Source organism: Solibacillus sp. FSL R7-0668 (assembly GCF_038006205.1).
Taxonomy (GTDB): domain Bacteria; phylum Bacillota; class Bacilli; order Bacillales_A; family Planococcaceae; genus Solibacillus.
On sequence record NZ_JBBOUU010000001.1, the window covers coordinates 2,160,591 to 2,183,647 of the forward strand.

At 38.1% G+C, this 23,057-nt stretch carries 27 protein-coding genes; 7 read left to right on the forward strand and 20 right to left on the reverse strand.

The genetic code is table 11. The features are described 5' to 3' along the window. Window positions 1–7: 7 nt before the first annotated feature. The 5 genes from MKX47_RS10475 to MKX47_RS10495 form a co-directional block, all read right to left on the reverse strand. Window positions 8–1,456 carry an aldehyde dehydrogenase family protein gene (locus tag MKX47_RS10475; protein WP_340773775.1) on the reverse strand — a complete coding sequence of 483 codons (1,449 nt, stop codon included), beginning with the start codon at window positions 1,454–1,456 and terminating at the stop codon, window positions 8–10. Then, window positions 1,456–2,202: an SDR family NAD(P)-dependent oxidoreductase gene (locus tag MKX47_RS10480; protein WP_340773777.1), complete on the reverse strand. Its 747-nt coding sequence runs from the start codon at window positions 2,200–2,202 to the stop codon at window positions 1,456–1,458. The genes MKX47_RS10475 and MKX47_RS10480 overlap by 1 nt, the downstream gene beginning before the upstream one ends. Before the next feature lies 1 nt (window position 2,203). Continuing rightward, entirely contained in the window at window positions 2,204–3,295 is a 1,092-nt protein-coding gene (locus tag MKX47_RS10485) for a tartrate dehydrogenase (protein ID WP_340777789.1), read from the reverse strand. Then, a complete protein-coding gene (locus MKX47_RS10490) occupies window positions 3,295–4,527 on the reverse strand; it encodes a M20 family metallopeptidase (protein WP_340773778.1) in 1,233 nt (410 codons plus the stop codon). The genes MKX47_RS10485 and MKX47_RS10490 overlap by 1 nt, the downstream gene beginning before the upstream one ends. A 412-nt stretch (window positions 4,528–4,939) precedes the next feature. After that, complete coding sequence (locus tag MKX47_RS10495) at window positions 4,940–5,470, reverse strand: YusW family protein (RefSeq protein WP_340773782.1); 531 nt, start codon at window positions 5,468–5,470, stop codon at window positions 4,940–4,942. A 365-nt stretch (window positions 5,471–5,835) separates the two neighbouring features. On the opposite strand from MKX47_RS10495, the gene MKX47_RS10500 reads away from it, so the two are divergent. Next, entirely contained in the window at window positions 5,836–6,414 is a 579-nt protein-coding gene (locus MKX47_RS10500; protein WP_340773785.1) for a cupin domain-containing protein, read from the forward strand. A 339-nt stretch (window positions 6,415–6,753) separates the two neighbouring features. On the opposite strand, the gene thpR is transcribed toward MKX47_RS10500, so the two are convergent. From thpR to MKX47_RS10530, 6 genes are all read right to left on the reverse strand, one after another. Next, window positions 6,754–7,323 carry an RNA 2',3'-cyclic phosphodiesterase gene (gene thpR, locus MKX47_RS10505; RefSeq protein WP_340773787.1) on the reverse strand — a complete coding sequence of 190 codons (570 nt, stop codon included), beginning with the start codon at window positions 7,321–7,323 and terminating at the stop codon, window positions 6,754–6,756. Window positions 7,324–7,389: 66 nt separating this feature from the next. Beyond that, on the reverse strand, window positions 7,390–8,343 hold the full coding sequence (corA, locus tag MKX47_RS10510; protein WP_340773789.1) for a magnesium/cobalt transporter CorA: 954 nt from the start codon (window positions 8,341–8,343) through the stop codon (window positions 7,390–7,392). Between the two features lie 175 nt (window positions 8,344–8,518). Next, window positions 8,519–9,424, reverse strand: a complete 906-nt coding sequence (locus MKX47_RS10515; RefSeq protein ID WP_340773791.1) for an NAD(P)/FAD-dependent oxidoreductase — start codon at window positions 9,422–9,424, stop codon at window positions 8,519–8,521. Window positions 9,425–9,577: 153 nt separating this feature from the next. Then, the gene (locus tag MKX47_RS10520; RefSeq protein ID WP_340773793.1) at window positions 9,578–11,197 is read right to left on the reverse strand and encodes a Na/Pi cotransporter family protein; all 1,620 of its coding nucleotides are present in this window, start codon (window positions 11,195–11,197) and stop codon (window positions 9,578–9,580) included. Between the two features lie 641 nt (window positions 11,198–11,838). Further along, window positions 11,839–12,063, reverse strand: coding sequence for a hypothetical protein (locus MKX47_RS10525; RefSeq protein ID WP_340773795.1), 225 nt, complete (start codon window positions 12,061–12,063; stop codon window positions 11,839–11,841). A gap of 188 nt (window positions 12,064–12,251) precedes the next feature. After that, window positions 12,252–13,145: a 3-hydroxyacyl-CoA dehydrogenase gene (locus tag MKX47_RS10530; protein ID WP_340773797.1), complete on the reverse strand. Its 894-nt coding sequence runs from the start codon at window positions 13,143–13,145 to the stop codon at window positions 12,252–12,254. Window positions 13,146–13,275: 130 nt separating this feature from the next. Here MKX47_RS10530 and MKX47_RS10535 point away from each other — a divergent pair, with 130 nt between their 5' ends. From MKX47_RS10535 to MKX47_RS10550, 4 genes are all read left to right on the forward strand, one after another. Then, window positions 13,276–13,866: a hypothetical protein gene (locus MKX47_RS10535; RefSeq protein WP_340773799.1), complete on the forward strand. Its 591-nt coding sequence runs from the start codon at window positions 13,276–13,278 to the stop codon at window positions 13,864–13,866. Beyond that, entirely contained in the window at window positions 13,860–14,360 is a 501-nt protein-coding gene (locus MKX47_RS10540; RefSeq protein ID WP_340773802.1) for a response regulator transcription factor, read from the forward strand. The genes MKX47_RS10535 and MKX47_RS10540 overlap by 7 nt, the downstream gene beginning before the upstream one ends. Window positions 14,361–14,391: 31 nt before the next feature. Beyond that, window positions 14,392–14,952 (forward strand): AAA family ATPase, encoded by a 561-nt coding sequence (locus MKX47_RS10545; RefSeq protein WP_340773803.1) that lies wholly within the window; start codon window positions 14,392–14,394, stop codon window positions 14,950–14,952. Between the two features lie 224 nt (window positions 14,953–15,176). Next, window positions 15,177–16,433, forward strand: a complete 1,257-nt coding sequence (locus MKX47_RS10550) for an RNA-binding domain-containing protein (protein ID WP_340773807.1) — start codon at window positions 15,177–15,179, stop codon at window positions 16,431–16,433. 47 nt (window positions 16,434–16,480) lie between these two features. On the opposite strand, the gene MKX47_RS10555 is transcribed toward MKX47_RS10550, so the two are convergent. Next, window positions 16,481–16,855 (reverse strand): hypothetical protein, encoded by a 375-nt coding sequence (locus tag MKX47_RS10555; protein ID WP_340773810.1) that lies wholly within the window; start codon window positions 16,853–16,855, stop codon window positions 16,481–16,483. 33 nt (window positions 16,856–16,888) lie between these two features. Further along, the gene (locus MKX47_RS10560) at window positions 16,889–17,383 is read right to left on the reverse strand and encodes a hypothetical protein (protein ID WP_340773813.1); all 495 of its coding nucleotides are present in this window, start codon (window positions 17,381–17,383) and stop codon (window positions 16,889–16,891) included. A gap of 141 nt (window positions 17,384–17,524) precedes the next feature. On the opposite strand from MKX47_RS10560, the gene MKX47_RS10565 reads away from it, so the two are divergent. After that, complete coding sequence (locus MKX47_RS10565; protein ID WP_340773815.1) at window positions 17,525–18,097, forward strand: DUF5412 family protein; 573 nt, start codon at window positions 17,525–17,527, stop codon at window positions 18,095–18,097. Window positions 18,098–18,140: 43 nt separating this feature from the next. Further along, window positions 18,141–18,389, forward strand: a complete 249-nt coding sequence (locus tag MKX47_RS10570; RefSeq protein WP_340773817.1) for a hypothetical protein — start codon at window positions 18,141–18,143, stop codon at window positions 18,387–18,389. 136 nt (window positions 18,390–18,525) lie between these two features. Here MKX47_RS10570 and MKX47_RS10575 read toward each other — a convergent pair whose 3' ends face one another. The 7 genes from MKX47_RS10575 to MKX47_RS10605 form a co-directional block, all read right to left on the reverse strand. Further along, window positions 18,526–19,782 carry a DUF4179 domain-containing protein gene (locus MKX47_RS10575; RefSeq protein ID WP_340773819.1) on the reverse strand — a complete coding sequence of 419 codons (1,257 nt, stop codon included), beginning with the start codon at window positions 19,780–19,782 and terminating at the stop codon, window positions 18,526–18,528. After that, on the reverse strand, window positions 19,766–20,296 hold the full coding sequence (locus tag MKX47_RS10580; protein ID WP_340773822.1) for a sigma-70 family RNA polymerase sigma factor: 531 nt from the start codon (window positions 20,294–20,296) through the stop codon (window positions 19,766–19,768). The genes MKX47_RS10575 and MKX47_RS10580 overlap by 17 nt, the downstream gene beginning before the upstream one ends. A gap of 289 nt (window positions 20,297–20,585) precedes the next feature. Next, window positions 20,586–21,095, reverse strand: coding sequence for a DUF3658 domain-containing protein (locus tag MKX47_RS10585; protein WP_340773824.1), 510 nt, complete (start codon window positions 21,093–21,095; stop codon window positions 20,586–20,588). Window positions 21,096–21,125: 30 nt separating this feature from the next. After that, complete coding sequence (locus tag MKX47_RS10590) at window positions 21,126–21,386, reverse strand: DUF1835 domain-containing protein (protein WP_340773827.1); 261 nt, start codon at window positions 21,384–21,386, stop codon at window positions 21,126–21,128. Window positions 21,387–21,413: 27 nt separating this feature from the next. Next, a complete protein-coding gene (locus tag MKX47_RS10595; protein ID WP_340773830.1) occupies window positions 21,414–21,893 on the reverse strand; it encodes a hypothetical protein in 480 nt (159 codons plus the stop codon). 3 nt (window positions 21,894–21,896) lie between these two features. After that, entirely contained in the window at window positions 21,897–22,412 is a 516-nt protein-coding gene (locus MKX47_RS10600; protein ID WP_340773832.1) for an LptM family lipoprotein, read from the reverse strand. A 409-nt stretch (window positions 22,413–22,821) separates the two neighbouring features. Continuing rightward, window positions 22,822–23,046: a sulfurtransferase TusA family protein gene (locus tag MKX47_RS10605; protein ID WP_340773835.1), complete on the reverse strand. Its 225-nt coding sequence runs from the start codon at window positions 23,044–23,046 to the stop codon at window positions 22,822–22,824. Between the last annotated feature and the right edge of the window lie 11 nt (window positions 23,047–23,057).

The following is a 23,057-nucleotide window of genomic DNA, read 5'->3' on the forward strand; positions in this document are numbered from 1 at the left end:
CTCACGTTCAATTGGGTAGAGCATAACGAATAGCAATATTTTTCATTTGTGTATAATTTCGAAGTGCAACAAAGCCTTTTTCACGCCCAATGCCGCTTTTCTTATATCCTCCAAATGGCATTTGAATACCACCTGCTGCTCCGTAATTATTGATAAACACTTGCCCTGCCTGCACACGACTTGCGACATAATGCGCTGTATCTAAATCCTTTGACCAAACACCTGCTACTAATCCGTATTGTGTACTATTGGCCAGTGCAATTGCTTTTTCGACTGTGTCAAATGAAAAGACAGTAAGGACTGGTCCGAATATTTCTTCCTGCGCTAGAACGTGGGTATCTTCCATGCCATCAAGAATTGTCGGTTGAACGTAATACCCTTTCCCATAGCCCTCAATCGTCAATGTTTCGCCACCAACTACAACATAGCCGTCTTCCCTCGCTTGCTGTAATCGCCCTGAAATATTCATAAATTGACGTTTATTTAATAATGGCCCCATATCTAGATCTGCTTCTCCTGGACCCACTTTGAGCACTTTAAATCGCTCCACTAGTTGGGTTAAAAACACCTCTTTTGCACTTTCTTCAATCAGTAAACGTGCGCCTGCTGAGCAAGTTTGTCCTGCATTTTGAATGATGGCACGTAGTACACCGTCCAATGCCTGTTCCATCGGCGCATCTGCAAATACGATGTTCGGTGATTTCCCACCAAGCTCTAACGTCACTGGCACAATATTTTTAGCCGCTGCCTGCATCACGGCAATGCCTGTTGAGACAGAACCAGTAAAAGTAATGTGATTAATGTCTGGATGCGACGTTAATAGTGGTCCAACATCACTCCCTAAGCCTGTAACATGCTGGAAAATTCCTGCCGGCACTTTATCCGCAAACCACTTCGTTATTGCATGCGTCGTTAGTGGCGTATCTTCCGCACTTTTCACAATCACCGCATTACCTGTGGCAATGGCAGCTGCGACACTTCTTGCTGTAATTTGAATCGGATAGTTCCACGGTACGATATGTACGGTAATTCCAACTGGCTCCAGTACTACCGCATTTAAAATACCATCTTCAATCGGAATGGTATCCCCCATCACTTTATCCGCCGCTCCACCATAAAACTCAAAATAACGAGCTGCCGCTTCAATATCTGCACGCGCTTGTGATAACGGCTTCCCGACATCTCGGCACTCTAGTAAACTCCATTCTTCCGCATGCTCACGTATATATTGTGCTAACTCGATTAGTAGCTGACCCCGCTCAAATGCCTTCACCTTGCGCCATTCTTCACTGTCAAATGCCACACGTGCCGCGCGTATCGCTTCATTGACTTGCGCTTCATTTGCATTACTAATTTGCGCCAGCACTTCACCAGTAGACGGATTCATTACATCTAGGAATCGTTCTTCATCCGCGTAAACCCAATTGCCATTTATCAACATTGGAATTTTTTGCATTACAATCCACGGCCCCCATCAACATGTAACGTCGTACCCGTTACCATACTCGCTGCATCCGAAAGTAAATAACAAACGGCTCCTGCAATATCTGTAGGATCAACTAGGCGACCAAGTGGGACAGATTGGACAAATACTTCTTGCTTTGTTTGTTCAACGTCTTCATTTGATGCCGCAAATTGGGATAACATTTGTGTATCGGCTGGCCCTGGATGAATAGTATTCACTCGAATTTGATGCGGCGCAAGTTCAATGGCCAACCCACGAGAAAAACTTTCCGCGGCTCCTTTTGATGCGATATAAGCTTGCAACCCTGGGCGCGGCCGTACAGCTGAAATTGAGGCAATCGTGACAATCGCTCCTTTTTTACGTGCCTTCATATAGGGCACAGCCGCTTTTGTCGTAATAAATAAACTCTTCACATTCACGTCCATTAAACGATTCCACTCATTTATCGATACATCTTCAATAGGTGTCGCCGCCTGTGCAATGCCAATCGCATTGACAAGCCCATCGATTCGGCCATATTTGTCATAAATATTTTGAAAAACTTCATTTACTTTATCCTCATGAAGCACATTCACATCATGGAGTTGCAGCACATCACTTTCCCTATCAGCTAGTGATGCTACTGATAAATCAAGCCCAACAACAATTTTCCCTTGCTCTAGCAAATGCTTTAAAATAGCTTGTCCCATACCACCACCCGCACCTGTCACAATCACTACTTGCTGCTCAACTGCCATATTAATCACTCCCTGTTGCTATTGATTTCATTGCTACTATGACTTCACAAATCGCGTTACCCATTTCTTGTGTAGTTGCCTGACCGCCAATATCTGCAGTTTTGACACTACCTTCTCTTAGCACCTTTTCAATCGCTGTCACAATAAGCTCCTCTACATCTGGACGACCGATATGTCCAAACAGTAAAGCAAGTGACCAAATTTGGGCGATTGGATTTGCAATTCCCTTTCCTGCAATATTAGGTGCCGAACCGTGCACAGGCTCAAACATAGACGGAAACTCTTTTTCAGGATTGAGATTTGCAGAGGGTGAAAGACCAAGACCCCCAACAAGCGCAGATCCTAAATCCGATAAAATATCACCAAACAAATTCGAGGCCACAACGACTTCAAAATCTTGTGGTCGCTCCACAAAATACGCCACTAACGCATCAATATAAATAGATTCCAACTGAAGTGTTGGCGATGTATTCCCGAGCACCCTTTTCGTGTGCTCGTCCCAAAACTTCATCGAATGTATGATGGCATTTGACTTTGTGGCACTCGTAATTTTCGTTTTATGATGTTTATGCGCATAATTGCAAGCAGCACGCACAATATTTTCAATACCTATACGTGTCATAATCGTATTTTGAATGGTCATTTCCTGCGGTTGATCGTTGTATATACGTCCCCCACTATTAGAATATTCCCCTTCAGCGTTTTCTCGGAAAATGACAAAATCAATATTCTTACCATTTGCTAACGGTGAGGCAATACCTGATAGTGATTTAATCGGTCGGAAGTTTACATACTGCTGAAATTGTTTGCGTATCGGCATGATTAACTCCCACACCGTGACATCATCAGGAACGCGGTCATCACCAATTGCGCCAAATAATATCGCATCATATTGCGCCAATGTTTCGAGCGCATTGTTTGGCATCATACGCCCATGTTCTAGATAATAATCTGAACTCCATGGAAATATTGTTGCTTCTATTTGTAGTGTATGATCCTGTTCCTGTAAAACCTCCAGCACTTTGATGGCTTCTTTCATTACTTCCTTGCCAATGCCATCTCCTGGGATAATCGCTATTCGAGTCGCTGTTATCATATTTTATCGCCCGCAAGAAACTTTAGTGCTGCCAAACGATAAATCGCTGTCGTTTCGGCTAATTCTTCAATATCCACATACTCATTAATTTGATGCGGAATTTCGCGATCACCAGCACCTACTGTCACAATTGGCACACCATGCACATGGAGGAATGTGCCATCTGTTGCACCGGGTACACCGTTATAAATCGGTTTTTGTTCTGTTACTTCTGCAACCGCTTCATAGATCGCTTGTACGACAGGATCTTCCTTCGGGGTTGCTGTCGCTGGTCGGTTATCTAATACCGTCAACTCCACCTTGAAGTCTGGATCATCCGCTTGTAAGCGTTTAATAATGGCATCAATTTTGCCAAGGAGCTCATCATGATCTTGCGCTGGCACCGTCCGAATATCGAGCGTCGTCATACAGTGATCTGGAATCACATTAATTTGCGCATCCCCTTTTACTGGAGCACGTAAAATTGTTGGCGTAATCGAGGGCCAGTTCAACATAGGGTCTCTCCCTAAACGTGCCTGCTCTTCTTTTTCTAATTTTTCAAGCTCTACAATAAAGCGCGCCATACGCCAGTTCGGGTTAATGCCACTCCAAGATATCGCACCGTGTGCCATTTTACCGAAAATATCTACCTGTAAGCGAATCGCACCACGCTGTGCAATACACACATTATTTTCTTGTGGCTCACAAATAATTGCACCATCTACTCCGTCAGCCCAGCCGTTTTTAATGAAATGCTTAATACCAAGCATCAATCCCTCTTCATCACAAGGAATACATAAAATAATTTTGCCTGTAAACGCCTCCTGATCTAGCAGCAAGGACTGACAAGCTGTAATCATACAGGCAAGATTTCCTTTTGTATCATTTGTGCCGCGTCCATACATACGACCGTCCACAATTTCTGCGCCGAATGGATCATACATCCATGCCTCACGATTTCCTTCTGTTACAACATCCGTATGACCTTCAAACAGCAGCGTTTTCCCTGGTTTGCCAGAATCAATAATGCCAATAACGTTTGGTCTACCAGGCACCACTTCCTCTACATATGTTTCAATGCCAATATCTCGTAAATACTGCGCTATATAATTGGCTACTTCTTCTTCATTGCCATTTGGATCATTTTCACGATACACACTTTCTATTCGTACTAATTTTTGTGTCAACTCAATAACTGTCTTTCGATCACGTACGTACGATGCCTTTTTTTTTAAGCTTGCAAATGCCATCTAACTCTCCCCCATATCAAAAATAGTATAAAATTTCAGACTAATATCTATTACATATGAGAGAAGAAGCTAATAAAGTACCAGTTATTGTATACTTTTTGTTTAGCGCAAAGATATTTCAATTCTTTTGACTGTTAGTATTTTACATATTAGAACAATCACTCAATCTATTAGATTTCCTTAAAAAAAGAGCTGCTAACGATATCATTAGCAGCTCTTTTGCTCCCTTATAGCACCATTAAAAGTAAATAAACAGTTGCGATATAGCAAGAATTAATAAAACTAGCGTAATCCTCTGATTTTAGCCTTTTAGATACGCATTACATCCCCTACTTTTAAATATTAAAAAAAAGGACACTTTTAATGTCCTTTTTATTATGGAAAAGAGCCATTATTCAGCCCCTTTACATCATTATTTATTTAAATGATAATGTTTTTCTTCACCATTATCGAATTTCACTTCAAGGTCAAAGTACTGATAGTTCTCATCTAAAGCAAATGCCTTCATCACTTCTTTACGAACATCCTCATCGCTAGTAGCTTTATCAAATTTAAGTTGTTCTAATGCTTTGACAATTTTTTCGTAAGCTTGATCACCTTTATGCTCAACACCTGTTATTTCATCATCTACTTCCGCATAAATATAATTTCCATCGTTTTCATATTCAACATCATAGGATTTATTATCCGCATACTCTACCTCTAAATCAAAGTCCGTAAATGAATATTTTACATCTGTCGCTTTAATTGCCGTCTTTTCTTTTTCTTCCTCATTATGAATTGGTTCCGTTGTTCCTGTGTTATTATTATTCGTTGTTTCATTAACCGTACCATTATTTCCTGTAACTTCCTTATCCTTATCTACATCTGCATCGTTATTGTTACAGGCGTACAATAATCCTACTAATAATGGCAGTGTAAGAATTCCTCTAAATAATTTCATATGCTCTCTCCTCTTCAAGTCGCTCTGATAATGGCTTAAATTTTATGACCTCAATCTAATTTAAGCCATTAAAATCGTTCCCAAATTTAAAGGAAACTATTCATTTTTACTGAAAATCAAATACGTCTCTGCTCAATTGCATCCAGTTTTTTAGCATGGGACACGACCGAAATACAGTATTCGAAGTCTTTCAGCGAGCAAACTACCTAGGCATTACACAATCGAACTATAGATTGACAGGTATTTGATTTGAAATCTCGTCAGAATAGTGTGGATATACACTGTTAAGGAGAAAGGATAATATCCCTTTAAGTACATGAAGCATATGATGAGTTAATGATCATTTGTTTTGGAGGTATTTTACAATGAATAATCCTTATTATATGAATGTCCACCCTAATCCTTATTTCAGTTATGTACCAATGTATAACTGGGGGAATAATTGGGGTTCTGATTATTGGAATATGTCAAATGGAGCGAGTTATACAAACCCATTTTCGCCGTACCAAAATAGCCAAGATATGACTTATAGTCCTAGTTTAAAAGATCATGGAAGAGAACCGTTTGTTGTGAACCTCAATCAAGCAGCCAAGCACAATAACAACTTCCGCACTGCCATATGGACTGGAAAACATATGCAATTGACTTTGATGAGTATTAACGTTGGAGAAGATATAGGCTTGGAGAATCATCCTAATGTTGATCAATTTATACGTATTGAGCGCGGTCATGGACTAGTTCAAATGGGGAAAAACAAAAATAATTTAAACTTTGTCCATATTGTAGGTGAGGATGATGCCATTATCGTACCTGCTGGAACATGGCATAATGTAATTAATACTGGCCATACATCGTTAAAACTTTCGACAATTTATGCACCGCCAAATCACCCTTTCGGAACGGTTCATAGAACGAAAGCGGAGGCCGAAGCTGCTGAAGGTTAGCGTCTATAAATAGAATCGAAAAACAACTATAAAAAGTATATAAAATGATTTGCTAGATATAAATGACATCACAATAAATCCCGAAATTCCCATAAAAATAACAGTACTGATTAAGAGGAAAACTTTATTTTATTTTGTGATAGGTATTACAAAACTAATTAACATAGAAATAGTTGTGACAAATATTATTTTCGTCAAAAGTCCCCATGACACGATGATTAGATAATCAATGATTAGGTGAACGATGAATAAAAAGCTATAATAGAATACTACAGACCACCTGTTTACTCTTTTGTCCGCAAGATTTTGTTCGAATTATGAACGACTACATGTTAACCATTAGTTTAGTAAAGAAAAAGCTGCAATGGATTCATATTTTGGTGTACTTTCTAGATTCGATTTATATAAGACAATTTCACTTACTTGAAACGATAAAATTTTTTCTTTAAAAGGGTTATGCGTGACTAAATCGGCCATTTTGAAATCTTCATTTCCCCCCCATTTACGTGCTAATGTGATATGGGGATGATAAGGTCGTGTGTCTAAAGAAAAGCCCGCTGCAACACAAGTTTTATGGACAATTTCTTGAAGTTGAAATAACTGCTTCTCTTCATTCACTGCTCCCCAAAATACGCGAGGAGATTTTGGAGGACCAAACACATTCAGTCCTTCAATCTCTAACATAAAAGCTTTTTGACTCTTCATGGCGTCGCCAACTAATCTAATAACAGATGGACGTTTTTGTGGGGGTACTGAGCCAAGAAAAGCAAGGGTTATATGATAATCATTTAAATTCACCCAACGTTTAAACGGGAATATTGATTTAATTTGTGTCAATTCATCGTGAATTGCTTGTTTAACATCATCCGGAATACGTACGGCCCAAAAATAGTGAGTCTCTCTCTCCATATGCTTTCACCCCCTCTTATAACGAACTAGATCTACAAGGATCAAAATTTATTCTTTAGACGCATATTATTTAAACCAACCTCTTCTCATAAACCAGATAAACATTGAAACGCCCATTATCCCCATAAATCCAAGTGTCAGAATATAACCATATTTCCATGTTAGTTCCGGCATATGTTCAAAGTTCATCCCATAAATCCCGGCAATAAATGTTAAAGGAGCAAAAATGGAAGTGATAATTGTTAGAACTTTCATCACGTTATTCGTTTGATGTGAATTTAAGGAGAGATAGCTGTCTCTTATATCAGCAGTTAATTCTCTATCAGACATAATTGAGTCGGATAGTTTTAAAAGATGGTCATAAATATCAGAAAAATATTCTCTTCTTTCGGTTATTTTACTTAAACGATGAGAATTTAATATACGGTAGAGTACATCACGCATTGGGTTTACTGTATGCATTAGATTTAATAACATGTGTCTTATGTCGAATAGTTCATTCATTAGGAGGTTCATCGATTTATGATGCATGTTATCTTCAATTTTGTTTAAATCATCTTCAATTTTATAGATGATTGGAAAGTAATTATCGACAATTTTGTCTAACGTTCGATAAAAAACATAATAGGGGTCCCATTTTTCAATGTTCTTTTGCAACACCCTTTCCCATACCTGGTAAACTTCCTGGGATGGCGTATGATGGAATGTAACGATAAAATCCTCTCCAACGAAAAAATTTAGTTCTTCTTTAATAATTTCTTTATTTTCTTCTCGAACTAAGTGTGTAACAAAAAAAGTAAAGCCCTCGTAATAATCGAACTTGGGACGTTGAAGTCTATGTATACAGTCTTCAATAGCTAGTGGGTGAAAGTTAAAAGTATCTGCTAAATGTCTTATTTCTTCATCAGTTGGTTGATTAAAATCCACCCAAAACCATGTATAATTAGAAAAATTGATATTGTATATAGAAATTTCCGTTTCCAAATGATTGGACTTCGTAATTCCAATGAAGTTGATCATTATATTAACACCTTCTTAATGCTTTCAAGCTCCTAATAGTTAAGCTCTATTATGGTCAAGAAAACACTCTTCCATGCGATGGAATTCAGAAATCCTAAAAAAACGTATTAACTAAAGTGTTTAATTATATTTGCTAAACTCCTATTTAGTTGAAGCAGAAAATGTTCTGACCTAATCAAAATCGTTCCATCGATAGGTCAGTATTTACTGAAACTGCAGCTTTATTCCCTTTAGCAGCTGAGATCATTAAAGAGGATGGTTTAGATCTTTCTGTTTCCCCTGCAATATATACGTTTTTTTGCGTTGTTCTACCAACACCATCTGTTATAACTTTTCCGTTTTCATGAATTTCACAGCCAAGCTTTTCAGCAAATTGATTGGAGCGATAATAAGATGGGGCAACAAATCCACCCGTTCTTCTAATTGTTTCTCCTGTTTCAAACTCTATTTTTTGTAAGTATCCGTCATTACCTATTAAGCCTTTTATCTTATCCGATATAATTTTGATGTTGTGTTTTTGTAACTCTATTTCACCTTCTTTAGATAATAGAGTTCCATTCGTTAAGACAACCAAATCCTGCGACCAATTATAAATTAACTTAGTTAAATGCAATACATGCTCTTCTTTTTCAGCAATAACCACTAACGGTTTATCTTTTTGCTCCCAGCCATCACAATACGGACAACTAAATAAACTTTTCCCATAAAACTTTCTAATACTTGGTATAGTAAATATTTCTTGAATCCCAGTAGCGAGTATTATTTTTTCTGAAACATATTCCTGACTAGTAGATGTTTTGACCGTAAATCGATCATTATTTATATCTTTGATGATTTCCGTAACTGTTGCAGTAAAACATAATACGGACGGGTAATTCTCCAACTCTTTTAGCGCTATTTCTTTGAATGCTTGTGGTTTTATCCCATCTCGAGTAATAAATCCATGTGACGCTTGTGTCACTCTATTCCTATTCGTTCCATCGTCAAATAGAGCAATTTTTCTCCTAGCTCTTCCTAAAGTTAAACAAGCACTTAACCCTGAAGGACCCCCACCTATTATGATACAATCAAGGACATTCATGTTTTAACCTCCGTTTTGATTTTATTTTAGTTGGAATTGTTATTTGCCACAGAGAACTATATTATTTCCTGCATCATGAATTTTAATTCTTTACACACTAATCTGAAATATAAAAAAGGCGAAAACCCACACAAACAGGGTTTTCGCCTCTTATTATTTCACTGTATCTACAATATTTTTTGCGTGATCGCCAATTCGTTCTAAATTGCTAATAATGTCTGCAAAAACAATGCCTGCTGAACCAGAGCAAATGCCTTCGTTTAAACGATAAATATGCATTTTTCGCAATTTACGTTCCATCACGTCAATTTCATTTTCTCTTGCATATACTTCTTGTGCAAGTGCTAAGTCATTTTTTTCAAGTGCTTCTAAAGCTTGACGCACAGTATCCATCGTATATTCATACATTTCCACTAACTCTGCTTGTGCTTCATCACTTAGTTTTACTTTATTGGCATCGCGGTATTGTAAAAGCTCCACGATATTTTCGACATGGTCACCAATTCGCTCAATATCACGAATATTATCAAATAAATTATGATGTAACGTGGATTCAGATCGAGATAAAGCTTGTTTCGATAGCTTCACTAAATATTCCGTTGATTTACGATCTAAATTATTAATAGCTTCTTCTAATTGCTCGACATTACCAATGGCCTTTGTGTCACCTGTTTGTAAATAATGTAACGTTTCTTTCATGCCTTGTACACCGTAAGCGCCCATATGCATGACTTCCATTTTTGCTTGACCTAAAGCCAGTGATGGCGATTGCGCAATTAAATTTTCATCTAAATATTTCGGTTTATGCTCAATTAGAGAATCTTCTCCCGGTATTAGCTTCGTCACGATCCTAGCAAGAACACCGATAAATGGCAACTGAATTAATGTGTTGGCAATATTAAATGTCCCGTGAGCAAAGGCAATTTGCATTTTGCTTTCTAAATTTAATACCCCTGTAATCCACTCCACATACGCTGTGAATGGAACTAATAATAAAATAAAGATTATTGAACCAATTAAGTTAAAGATGACATGTGTTGCTGCGGCACGACGCGCGGCAACAGAAGCACCTAATGAAGCTAAAACAGCTGTAATCGTCGTTCCGATATTATCACCAAATAATACGGGTAACGCTCCTGCTAATGGAATAAGCCCCTCTGCATAAAGCCCCTGTAAAATGCCGACTGTCGCAGATGAAGATTGAACAATCAGTGTGAACACGGTACCGACAAGAAGACCTAACACCGGAATGTCACTCATTTGAACTGTTAAATCTAAAAACGGCTGCCAATCACGTAAAGGCTTCATACCGCTACTCATCATTTCTAACCCAATGAATAAGCCCGCAAATCCAAATAATACTTGTCCAATATTTTGAATGGTACTTTTCTTAAAGAAGAATAAAAACACAGCCCCAAGCGCCATGATTGGGTAAGCATACGCGCCAACATCAATCCCGATAATAAATGCCGTTACTGTTGTACCAATATTGGCACCCATAATAACACCTATCGCTTGTCTTAATGTCATAAAGCCCGCACTTACAAGCCCAACTGTAATTACCGTCGTCCCTGAGCTGGATTGAATTAAAACTGTTACCACTATCCCGACAAGTACGCCCATAAATGGATTGGTCGTAAACTTATCTAATATATCACGTAGTCTATCACCCGCCGCTTTTTGTAAGCCATCTCCCATATACTTAATGGCGAACAAGAATAGCCCTAAACCACCTAAGAATTGAAATATCATCTCTTGAAAATTAACTTCCATGTGTCAACTACCTTTCAACGTTATGTGACTTATTATGCAATTGCTTATAGGTAAATGTAAATTGCTTTTACAATCTCTTAACATTCAATTAATAATATTTTCAAATTCCGTGCATAATTCGACATATTTTAAGTGAATGAAACGATTTGATTACTTGCATTAGCAGAAAGTGATGGGGCTTTTCTAGGATATTAGAGCTTTTCTTAGGTTAATTTGAATTTTTAGGGTGTTTATTGGCTCATAGTTGAGGATGACATGTAGATTCACTCCTCAGTGCATTCAATTCGTTTCAAAAATGCTTTATTGTGTGCGTTTATACTGAATTTAATGGTAAAATACGGTTAATCGAGCATAAAGTTCTGAAAAACGAGCATAAAAATGAAAATTCGAGCATAAATCACGAAAAAACGAGCATAAATCACGAAAAAACGAGCATAAAAATCAAATATCGAGCATATTTCCACGTAAAGTGGTCATTCATACCGCCTATCTATAAATAATTGTGAATAACAACCCTAAAATTCGGTGATGAACCTGTTTATTAGAATCTTTACATAACTTATTAGAACAATCACACTATATATTAGAAGAACCTAAAAAAGAGAGCTACCCACAATAATATGAGCAGCTCCTTTGCTTGCTTATCGCATCATTAAAAAGAACATAATCATTTGCGCTATAGCCGGTATGAATAAGGCGAGTATTAACGAAAGGATTGCCCCCATTTTCGCCTTTTTGATGCGTGTTTCATCCCCTACTTTTAGCTGTTGGAAAAAGGTTAACGTAAAATAAAAGCAGCTAATAAAAAATAGTGGCGGAATGAATGATAACCAGTATACCAAGCCAGATTGACTCATTAGTTCCATAAGTTTTCCCCCTGCAATCGACATTCTATTCATTGTACCATGAAATCAGCCTCTAAATTTACATTTCTTCTCCATATACAATGACTTCGGAACTTATTCCTCATCTAACTCAAACTTAAATATTTCATTAGAATGATGCACTAAAAAAACCGCTAACAAAAGCTTAGCGGTTTTTAAAAATGATTCAATTAGTTTGATTTCGTAAAGTTCGGGTCTAAGTAGGCTGGGTTCGGATATTTATAGAAGCCTTCTCCTGTCGAAATCCCCATTTTTCCCTGGTCAATCATTTCACGTTTAATTTTTTCAGCAACGAATTTAGCTGCTGGGTCTTTTTCTGCGCGCATTAAGTTTAAGTTGTACGGCGTTTCCATACCAACAATGTCATAAATTGCGAAAGGTCCGCGTGGTGCGCCTGTTGAAATCATCCAGTTTTTGTCGATTGTTTGTGGATCGGCAATATCTTTTACCCATAATTCCATTGCGGCTGATAAGAATGGCACTAACAATGTGTTTAAAATATAGCCTGGTTGCTCCTTTTTCAGCACGAATGGAATCATCTGAATGGCACGTGCGAAATCCGCTACTTGCTCCACATATTGTACATCTGTACCTGGATGTCCCATAACCTCTGCAGTGTTATTTTGCCAAATCGAATTAGCAAAGTGTAACGCCAAGAATTTTTCGGGACGCCCCGTAAATGCTGCAAACTGGCTTGGTAATAATGTCGATGAGTTTGATGCAAATACTGTTTTTTTCGGTGCAACCTTTGCTAAATTCTCATAGAAGCTTTGTTTGATTTCGATACGCTCAGGTACAGCCTCAATTACGAGGTCAGCATCCTTTGTCGCCGCTGCTAAATCTGTGAAATAAGAAAAACTAGCCAATGCTTTTTCCGCGCGCGCCTCATCTTTAAAATAAGCACCATATGTGTCTTTCAATGCGATCATTCGTGTTTTGGCTGCTTCAATTGCGCCTTCATTAATATCATAAACACTTACGTTAAAGCCAAAGAAAGCCGATTGGAATGCGATTTGGCTACCTAAAACACCACTACCTGCGATTGTTACATTTTTGAAATTCATAAGAACCTCTCCTTTGAAAGAATAGTAATAATATTGCTTATACCTTTATATTAAAGCGCTTTCATGTGATATGATACGTATAAACAACGGTTATTTTATAAACAAATTACATATAAATGTAGGTGAAACCATGACACACGAACAATTTCCATATTTGCTATTTTTAAAAATGTATCGAAGTGACCTGCAAAATGAAGCGACCGCGTACATCGAGAGTATTCCCGATTTAACCGCAATTGAAAAGCGCCAATTTCATCTTATTTCAATATCATTTTTGCAATTTTTAGCTAATCAAATGAAGCAGCAACAAGTTAATTTAGAAGCACTCCGATATTGGGTGCGTGTGCATCAGCATAGTTTGCCAGTTGATAAAACGCGCTATTTTCCAATCACAATGGAACATGTTTTACGTACAGTATTAGATTCAGTTGACCATTCCAACAAAGAAGCCATTTTAGCAACCCATGTGGAGATTATGAATCAGAGTATGCGCTCGTTTATGCAATTGCTTGAAAAGCCGATTGCTGCAATCGAATTATCCCAAACTTCATTCAAACAGCTTGATGCGTTTAGTATAGATTTGATTCAATTGAATGGTACTGAGGATTTACCATTACTGCTTGTGAAGGCTGAGGAAATTTTTCAATTTAAGCGCTGCATTTTTTTAGTTACAACCCATGGCTCAATAAATTTTCCGGTGTTATTGGAGCAGATTTGCTAAAAGTCCAACGCATGCAAGGAAATATTGAATTAGAGCCTGTTTTTGCATTAAAAAAGCCCATTTTCTTAAAGGAACCAGCGCCTTATGTGCAACAGGTTGCCATTGATTTATTTGAGCTTTCCTCCGTCATATTTATTCCGATTGAATATGAACAGCAGCTATATGGCTGGATATCCTTTGACCAAATGGGTGAAACATTTGAATGTGACAACGAAAAATTGTTTTTACTTGAACAAGCAGGCAAGCGTCTTGGTATGTACTTGGCTCGCAAACAGCTGCGCAATCAATTGAATCATCGCATACAGCTAAGCGAGAAGGAATATACGATTTTGTATTTGCTTGCGGAAGGCTATAAAAATAAAGAAATTGCCAGTGTTCTGTTTTTAAGTGAATATACGGTGCGTGATTATGTGCAACGATTAATGGACAAATTACAGGCGAACAACCGCACCCAAATTATTTCGACCGCTTTTCGTATGGGGCTGGTGGAATGATTTTTCGAAATAACAACTAGAGGAGGTAGCTATGAAACGAATCGTTATTTTAACAATCGGTCCTACCCATAGTGGAAAAACGACAATTGCGCGGCAGCTTGAACAGGCGTTTCCCCATTTTATTGTCCTCGATCAAGACAAACAGGCGGAATTTTTAAATACGCATTATGAAAAGCTTGTACCACAAAGCGGACCAAATACACTGAAATTTCTTATATCTGAAACATTATTGCACTATGCCATTGCCCAAACTTCATACAATTTGATTTTGTGCAATAGTAATATCCATAAAGCACCGCGCCAGCAGCTATTAGCACGCTTCTTCCCTGCAGAGCAATTTGTTCGCGTATATATTCACTTTGCTCTTGCACAAGACGTGTTACAAAACCGAATTGACAACACATTACGGGACACAAAGCTATTTCGTGACGTAACTTATACATATGAGGAATTGCTAGAAAAACAGCTTCCACAAATCGATTCCCCCACTTGTGATGAGGTAGATTATATTTTGACGATTCATGAACAAACGACAACGCAGCAGTTAGTAAGTGAAATCGAAATGATTATACATAAGGAGCAATGTACATGACGATAATCGGCGTATGCTTCGATTCGTTCAATCATCAATAGCGTCAAAAAAACGCGTTTATCGAAATACTAGAGCAAAAGTGAGATTTCCTCTCGCTTTTTTGTGTTTTGGAGATATTTTATCAGGTTATGAAACATATATTCATTAAAGAAGCTGTGAATTGGCGAATCGATTTTAATCGATTCCTATTGATTACAAAAAAATAATCGTTAGAGGTGACATTGATGGATAAACAAAAATCTTCGACAGTAGAATTCAAACGTAAATTAACGAATGATGTAAAAAGGGAAATTATTGCATTTGCGAATACTCAAGGTGGCGAGCTCTATATTGGTATTGATGATGACGGCTCCGTAGTAGGTTTAAAAAATGCCAAGAAAGCATTCAAATTGGTTAAGAATACGCTACGTAATAGCATTCAACCAGATATTTCAGGACATAACTGTATAGAACTTGAAACAATTGACGACAAAGAAATCATCAAAATTTCTGTGTCACGTGGTACTAAACGTCCCTATCATTTGAAAAATAAAGGAATGAATCCATCCGGTGTATTTATTCGCGATGGTAGTTCGATTACAAAGGCATCCGAAGAAAAAATCCGTCAAATGATTCTCGAAACAGATAGCACCCATTTTGAAACAATGCGCAGTATCCAACAAGACTTAACATTCCACGATGCGTTAGAAGTATTTAATAAACAGGGGAAAAAGTTTGGTCCGAAGCAGCAACGAAAGCTTGGCTTACTAACAGAGGACGGTTATTTTACTAATTTAGGTTTACTTTTTTCGGATCAATGTGAACACAGCATTAAATGTGCACGTTTTTTAGATTCCGATAAAGTCGAAATTCAAGAGCGCAAAGAGTTTAGCGGGTCGATTTTAACTCAGGTTGAACAAGCCTTAAGCTATATGAATCATTCCTCTCGTAATGACGAGGAACATGAACGCTTCCCTGCTTATGCTTTACGTGAAGCGTTAATCAATGCCGTTACACACCGTGATTATAGCTATAATGGGAGCATCCTCGTTCACCTATACCAAAACGAAATTGAAATTATTTCTGTTGGTGGTTTGGTAAAAGGATTGACGGCCGAGGATATTGAACTTGGCGTTTCACAAAGCCGCAATGCAAAATTAGCGCATGTTTTACACCGGTTAAAATGGATGGAAAAGTACGGTACTGGCTTGCAATGTATGGTTGAAAGCTACAAAGATAGCACAGTGTCACCTACTTGGCAAATCGGACCGAATGCCTTTGTTGTGACATTACCGAAAAAACCATTACTAGTAGTGCAAACGGAAGATGAACCTTTGACGGCTTGGTTGTCCCATCACCCTGAATTTTCAGCAAAAGAGCTCGAAACCTTTTTAAATAAAAGTAAGACAACGGTGCGCAAAATTTTAGATAAGCTCATTGTAGCCAATCAAATTGAACGCATCGGACATGGACCGAAAACAAAATATCAAATTATCAATTGAGTGCTCACCTCACGTTATTTTTTACGTGAGGTTATTTTGTTGCAGCACTACTTTTTCTCCACCACTAAATACCGATTATCCTTCACTGAATAATCACCGTATTCCCTACTTAATGTGACGGAGCTTAGCTTCTTTTTATCATTGACAAAGACAATTTTAAAATTCGACTCCAGCACTTCTCCACCACCGAAACCCATCGAAATGCCGAGCGATTCTTCCATCATTTCCGTTGTTGTATAAGGACCGAATGCAACAGCCTTTGTCCATTCAAAATTCGTGACTTTGGTTAAATCAATCGTTGTTTCCCCTTGTTCCAGAAAATTAATTAATTTCCCTCTATCCACAGTATATTGTGAAGCATTAAATGCCCAATAAAAAATGACACCGACTATAAGTGCAACGCTTATAATAAAATATTTCATAATAACTCCAATCAAAAGTATTAATTACTCGAACTATTGATGCCATTCCATTAAGTAAACTTTTTTGTATGCTTGACTGTAAACGCCAATAATATAATCATTGCCACCATTTTCTGCTTGATGAAAATAATAATCCCCTACCGAAAATTCGACCGGATGCTCATCAAATGCTTCGCGAATAGCTATCTGTGTTTCTTTATCACTTAGATGCGTATCGATTGTATTGGCTATAAAACGATTGACCTTGCCTAAAATAACCTTCTCATTTTGAGCTGTAATCTCAGTGAAGTTTGCTTCGTTCGCTTCAGGTAGCTCCTGTTCATAAAGCATCACCGAATACCATTCGCCGTCTCCGCGCGCTGGATATTTTGTTGCCCAAACCTTCTCGAAACGTTGTGGCTCTGGTAATGGAACACCCCATCTTTCCTCATAACTTTCCACAATTTCAAGCATCGTTGGCTCTGGCCAAGGCTTGAAAATAAAATAGAGAGTAATGAATAGACAGCCCATTATTAGTACCCTTTTCACTTGCTTACACTCCTTTTACATAGGTACGTATTTTAATGTAGAAAGTTCCATTCGGTCCTATCGTTGTTACTTAAACTATTTAAAAACGGAATCCTATTTTCCAGTGCGTCGTCTTTACTATAGATGAAATGGGGGGATTTCATGAATCTTGGGCTACGGTTCATTGAATTAATCGTATTTTTAGTCACGGCTATTTTGACCGTCATTTTAGCAATTCAACTCATTCGATATTCCTTTAAGAAAATACCTTTTCCTAAAAAACTGACGATGGCAACCGCTGCAGGGCCCACGTTATTACTCGCAATTTTTATTTACATTCAATATTTCTTTACGTTTGGGCTCATTGAAAAAGATAATATGCAACCAGGTGTGGGACCGATCTTTTCCCTTAATGAAACCTATGCTGCAACGGTCTATTATGAACCTTATGGTGGCGTTTTAGGTGGGGTCAATGTGTGGATGGAGGTAAAAAACGAAAAAGAGGATTCCACAAAAATTGTTTATTATGCCGATGCGAAAAGCGAAGTTGTTGTTCATTGGGAAGATGATACAACACTAGCGATTACCAATGTTGATCCTAATGATCCTAATGATCCAAATATAAATCGAAACATAACCTTAAAAATTGAACACGAAATATATCATGAGAACGGCTTGGCTTGTCAGAGCTTGTTATTGTTGAGTAGCTATGAAACTTGTTATCAATATGAATGAAATTTCGTTAAAAGTTCACGTATAGGGATGGAGGTCAAATACTTTGAAAATCAAGACGTTTATTCTCGGTGTTATCTTTGTATATCTATTGATTAGCCTTCCTACGATGCTAGGGATTGGGTATGTGATTGATTGGGTTTCAGAAGCAACCTTACTACAAAAGTTTAAGGAATACGTGATTAAAGGGCTTACAAATAACGATCTTATCAAAATATTAATTTCAATAATCTCCAGTGCTATCTTAAGCCTGATTCTATTTAAGCGCAAAGCAAATACAAGTAAGTGGATTTGAGGTCTTTTGTTATGTACTTCTAAGCATTTCAAATGTTCATAGTAACAAAATTATTAAGTGGATTTTAAACAGTGTGAATTATCGATTATCCTGCATACTAAAAGGCGCTACCTGTTTTTGGTAACGCCTCTTCGTCCTATTTTACATCTAGTTCAAAACGTTCTAACACTTCAAGCTTTGGCATCTCCAACAAACTCACGTAAACATCTCCGCCAGTATCTTGGTATGTTAACTCATACTCATTTGGTCCCACTGCATGTACATACTCCGTCACAAGGCTCTCGCCAGCGCGATTTTGCACGTGTACACTAGGGTCGAAATCATAATCAAACGCAAACGAACTCTCTACCTTAAACGTTAACGTACGCAAATGATCCTTTTCCACAATATCCGTTATAACAAGCTCACCCATTTTGCCAAATGAAATACGTTGCGGCAATGTTTTGCTTAATCGTTTGTTAATTTCATTTCGTTCGTAAATGAGTGGCTCGTAATATAGTTGCACCACCATTTTACTTACATCATCCGCTAATGGTTCAATAATATATTTAAATTCCGGCGCATCCGATTCCCCTCCTGTGTTAAAGTCCAAAACTTTTAGAGGCATGCCCTGTTGATCGGTAATGGTTGCCTTTAATCGTTGCTCCCCCATCAACATCGTGGTAAAGTTTGCAGCAAAACGCATTTTTAATACTGTTGAAGTGTTAGATGTCTTAAGCTCTATCACTTCATAATCAATGCCGTCCACTTGCCCTTGTTGATTGGTGGCAATCGTTTTTTCATTGTTCGCAACTTTTTGTATTGGTGTTGTGATCTGCCAATCCCCCTTAATCCCCTCGATATATCGAATTTGAATGTTTACCTCAAAGGCATCCGGTAATTCTTCCTCAAAATCTAATTCCCATAACCCCCGATAGCCTGTGTCACTTTCTAATTCCCGTAAACCTTCAGCCTGATTCACAAGATTACCATCTACGTAAATATATAACGGATAAATATCACGAAATTCGTCCATTGAAAAAATGACATGCATCCGTTCCCCATCAAAAACGATTTCCTCAAAGGTTACCGTAATATCTGAACTCGTCACCGATTCATTTAACACAATCTTATTCGCATCAGACAACGCCACTTGAAGTCCGATATCCTGCTGTTCAATATCGTAATAAAGGTTACCGATAATCGGGACCGTCGCTAGTACACGTGCCACGGAAGGAGAAATATAGCCTGAGAGAAGCACGAGAACTAGGGTTGAAACAAGCCCTAATACGAGTTTCATCATACGTTTTGGGCGTTTCTTCACATTTGCCTGCACACCAATCATAATCGCTGCATCCAATTTGTCGAGTGGTACATCGATTTGCTCTATTGCTTTTTTAATATTGTTCTCCATAGTGACTTCCCCCTTTTAACACATATTTTTTTAACTGCTGGATGGCTCTATGTAAATTCGTTTTGACCGTTCCCTCAGGACATTGCAGCAGTTGAGCAATTTCTCTCACTGGTAAGTCTTGATAATATTTCAGTATAATAACCGCTTTATATTTTTCATCAAGCTGCTCAATCGCCTCAAGTAAATCGAGTTTTTCATCGATTGCGGGCTCATTCACTATTTCAGTGATTGGCTGTTCCATATAGATGATTTTGTTCTTTTTTCGAATGCTTTCAAGTGCTGTGTTTATGCAGATTTTTGTCAACCATGTAGAAAAATAAGCTGGCTCCTTCACCGTGCTAATGCTGGCAAATGCCCGCGCCACCGTTTCCTGTACAACATCCAATGCATCATTCTCATTTTTCATATATAGATATGCCATATTATAAATTTTGAGCTTTTCGTGTTGTAGCAATTCCACAAAGGCCTTTTCATTGCCTTTTTGTGCTTTCTTCAATAAAGATTTTTGCGTCAACGTCCTCCCACCTTTCTTACTTGTTAGATGTACTTCACTACCAAAACGTTTCAAATTTTTGAATAAATTTACCATAAATAAAAACCAGCGCTTCTCAGATTATTTACCAATGTTCGCCTTTTCATTGTACTTTCAGGAATTTAAAACTGTTTCGCAATTTATAATGTTCATATTCTCTGTATTACCAACTCGCTCATTTTGAGGGACAGCTTTAAAACACCAAATAACCCCACACTTCTACAATGTGAGGTTATTCCTATAATTTTCTTATCAATAATGTAGCACACGCTTAACATTGCACTTCATACATCCGCATCTCCCGTAAATCCCCGTGATAATTCACCGCACCCTGCTTAATTAATGTCAGCAAACGATATTCAATCCACGTATCATGAATATCATGCTCACTAAAGCCCAGCACATGACCGATTAGGCGCGGCGCTCGAATAAATTCTTCGTTCATTTCCTGCTGGAGCTCCTTTAAATACTGCAAAATCAGCGCATCATCCCGCGTTTCGACATCCTCTAAAATTTCGCCACGATGCCATGTACGAAGAAGTGAACTCCCCTGCATCAATTGTTTAGCTTGTGTGGAAAAATGTGCGATTTGCTGCGTCGATAGCTGGTCATACTGCTTTTCATGAAGCATGGTGCGCATTTTCTCAGCGCTTATTTCACCAGAATGTCGAATGAGCTGTTGGAGATTGCGTTCATGATGTAGAAACAGCATATTTTCAGTTGTATTACAATGAAAAATAGCACAATTATTGTTAGCAAGCACATGACAAACAATACGCAAACCAAATTGCTCCGCAGCATTTTCACTTGCCTAAATAAGAACGGACTCCCCTTCAGCAACGGCTTCCAATTGCTTGATGGCCTGTTCAAAACGAGATGTCCAGTCCAAACCATCGATTCGAAATGCCCGCTCTAGCCAAGCTGCGCGTGCATTCAAGCCTGCTGTCGTGAATAATCCCTGAATCGGTCCCTCACCTAAAAAATTTGGGAACGCAATGATTTCAGCCTTATCCTTTTTAAAGGCAAACCTCATCGAACCCGCAGCTGATTCGCCGAAAATAATATGAATCATCGAACTTCCTCCTTAATCAAAGTACAACTAAACCAATTGCACACGTATATATTCCTCTCCCTCAATTTCTTGTAATTGAGCAAGATTGAGTTCGTTTATGGAAATCGTATGCTTTTTAAGCTTTGGTAGCGGGTAATCCCCTGCCCAAAAGCGTAGTAATTCCACATTTTGCTTCGGCGAAAGCTGTTCTTTAATATATTGTAATAGATCGCTTAAAAAGTCCGCATTCCAATTTCCTTCGACGCCATAGATGAATGCTTTGTCACTATAATGCGCTAAATCATAGGGCGGAATTTCCCACTGAAAAACATGCAATTTGCCGAAAGCTGCTTCATCCGGCGCATGTAAAATTTGCACGTCATCATCCATCGAGTGCCAAGGTTGCTCTGGGAAATGCTCCGAAATCGGATACATTTTTTTCATTTCACGTACCGTTACATAGTCAATCCCGGTACAATCTACTTCATTCATTTTTTTGTCTGCCACGAATATGCTGTATAATGTCATCGTTTACTGTCCCCTCATATCCTTAAATGACGCACCTGCTGGTATTATTTCAGTTTGCCAGCGCCCGTCTTTATTTTTCCATCCAACCTCTAATTCATAGTTGCTCACAATGTCTCGGATTTGCTCTTTTGTAAAATCCTTCGTATATAATACAAGGCGGAATGAGTCTCGTTCGAAACTACCATTTCTAAAATTGCTTCCTTTTCCATCGCCATTCATAAATCTAATTCCACCCTCAAACCTAACTGCATCCATTAATTGACCAATAGTATCATTAGGCGCCACCGTTAGTTTATCGAATTTTTTACCATTTCGTACCTGATAATCGAAGACAAGTGTCGCATAGTTTTGCTTAATCTCTTGTTCTGTAAAATTGGTCGTACGTTCCATTAACAATTTAAATTCCTTGTCATTGACATCCTGCAATTCAAATAATAATTCATCATCTAATGTTGGCTCCTTTTGTCCACAGCCTGCGAGCACAAGCAGGCATAGCAGTGTGAAAATGAACTTTTTCATCCAATCACCTCTACATCATTGTCATTTATTTACCAATTCAATGCAAGAGCTCTACAATAATTGCTTCATCACCGAAACAAGGGGCAGACTCTTAAAATCTTCTATAGATAGGCGGTATGAATAACCACTTCACGTGGAAATTTGCTTGATATTCGATTTTTATGCTCGGTTTTATGTGATTTGTGATCGAATTTTCAATTTTATGCTCGGTTTTTGATATTTGTGCTCGATTAACCGTATTTTACCATTATTTACAGTATAAACGCACATAATAAAGTATTTTGAAACGAATTGAACGCACAGAGGAGTGAATCTGCATGTCATCCCCAACCTATAGTGATGAGCCATAACAATGCACAAAAAAACACGTAAAATCCAATGGATTCTACATGCCTTTTTCGTACAATTATTATTTTTTCTTAATGGTAATCGTCCAAGATGCTTCGCCGAGTTGCTCATAGTTTGTTACTTCGTGCCCATCTTCTGCTGCCCAGCGTGGAATAGATTCTGTGCCTTGTGTGCAGTCGAATTGGACTTCTAACTCATCGCCAGAGCTTAATTCTTTAATGGCTTCTTTTGCTTCGATTAATGGGAATGGACAAACCATCCCTAATACTTCTAATGTTTTTTTCATGTTTTTCTCTC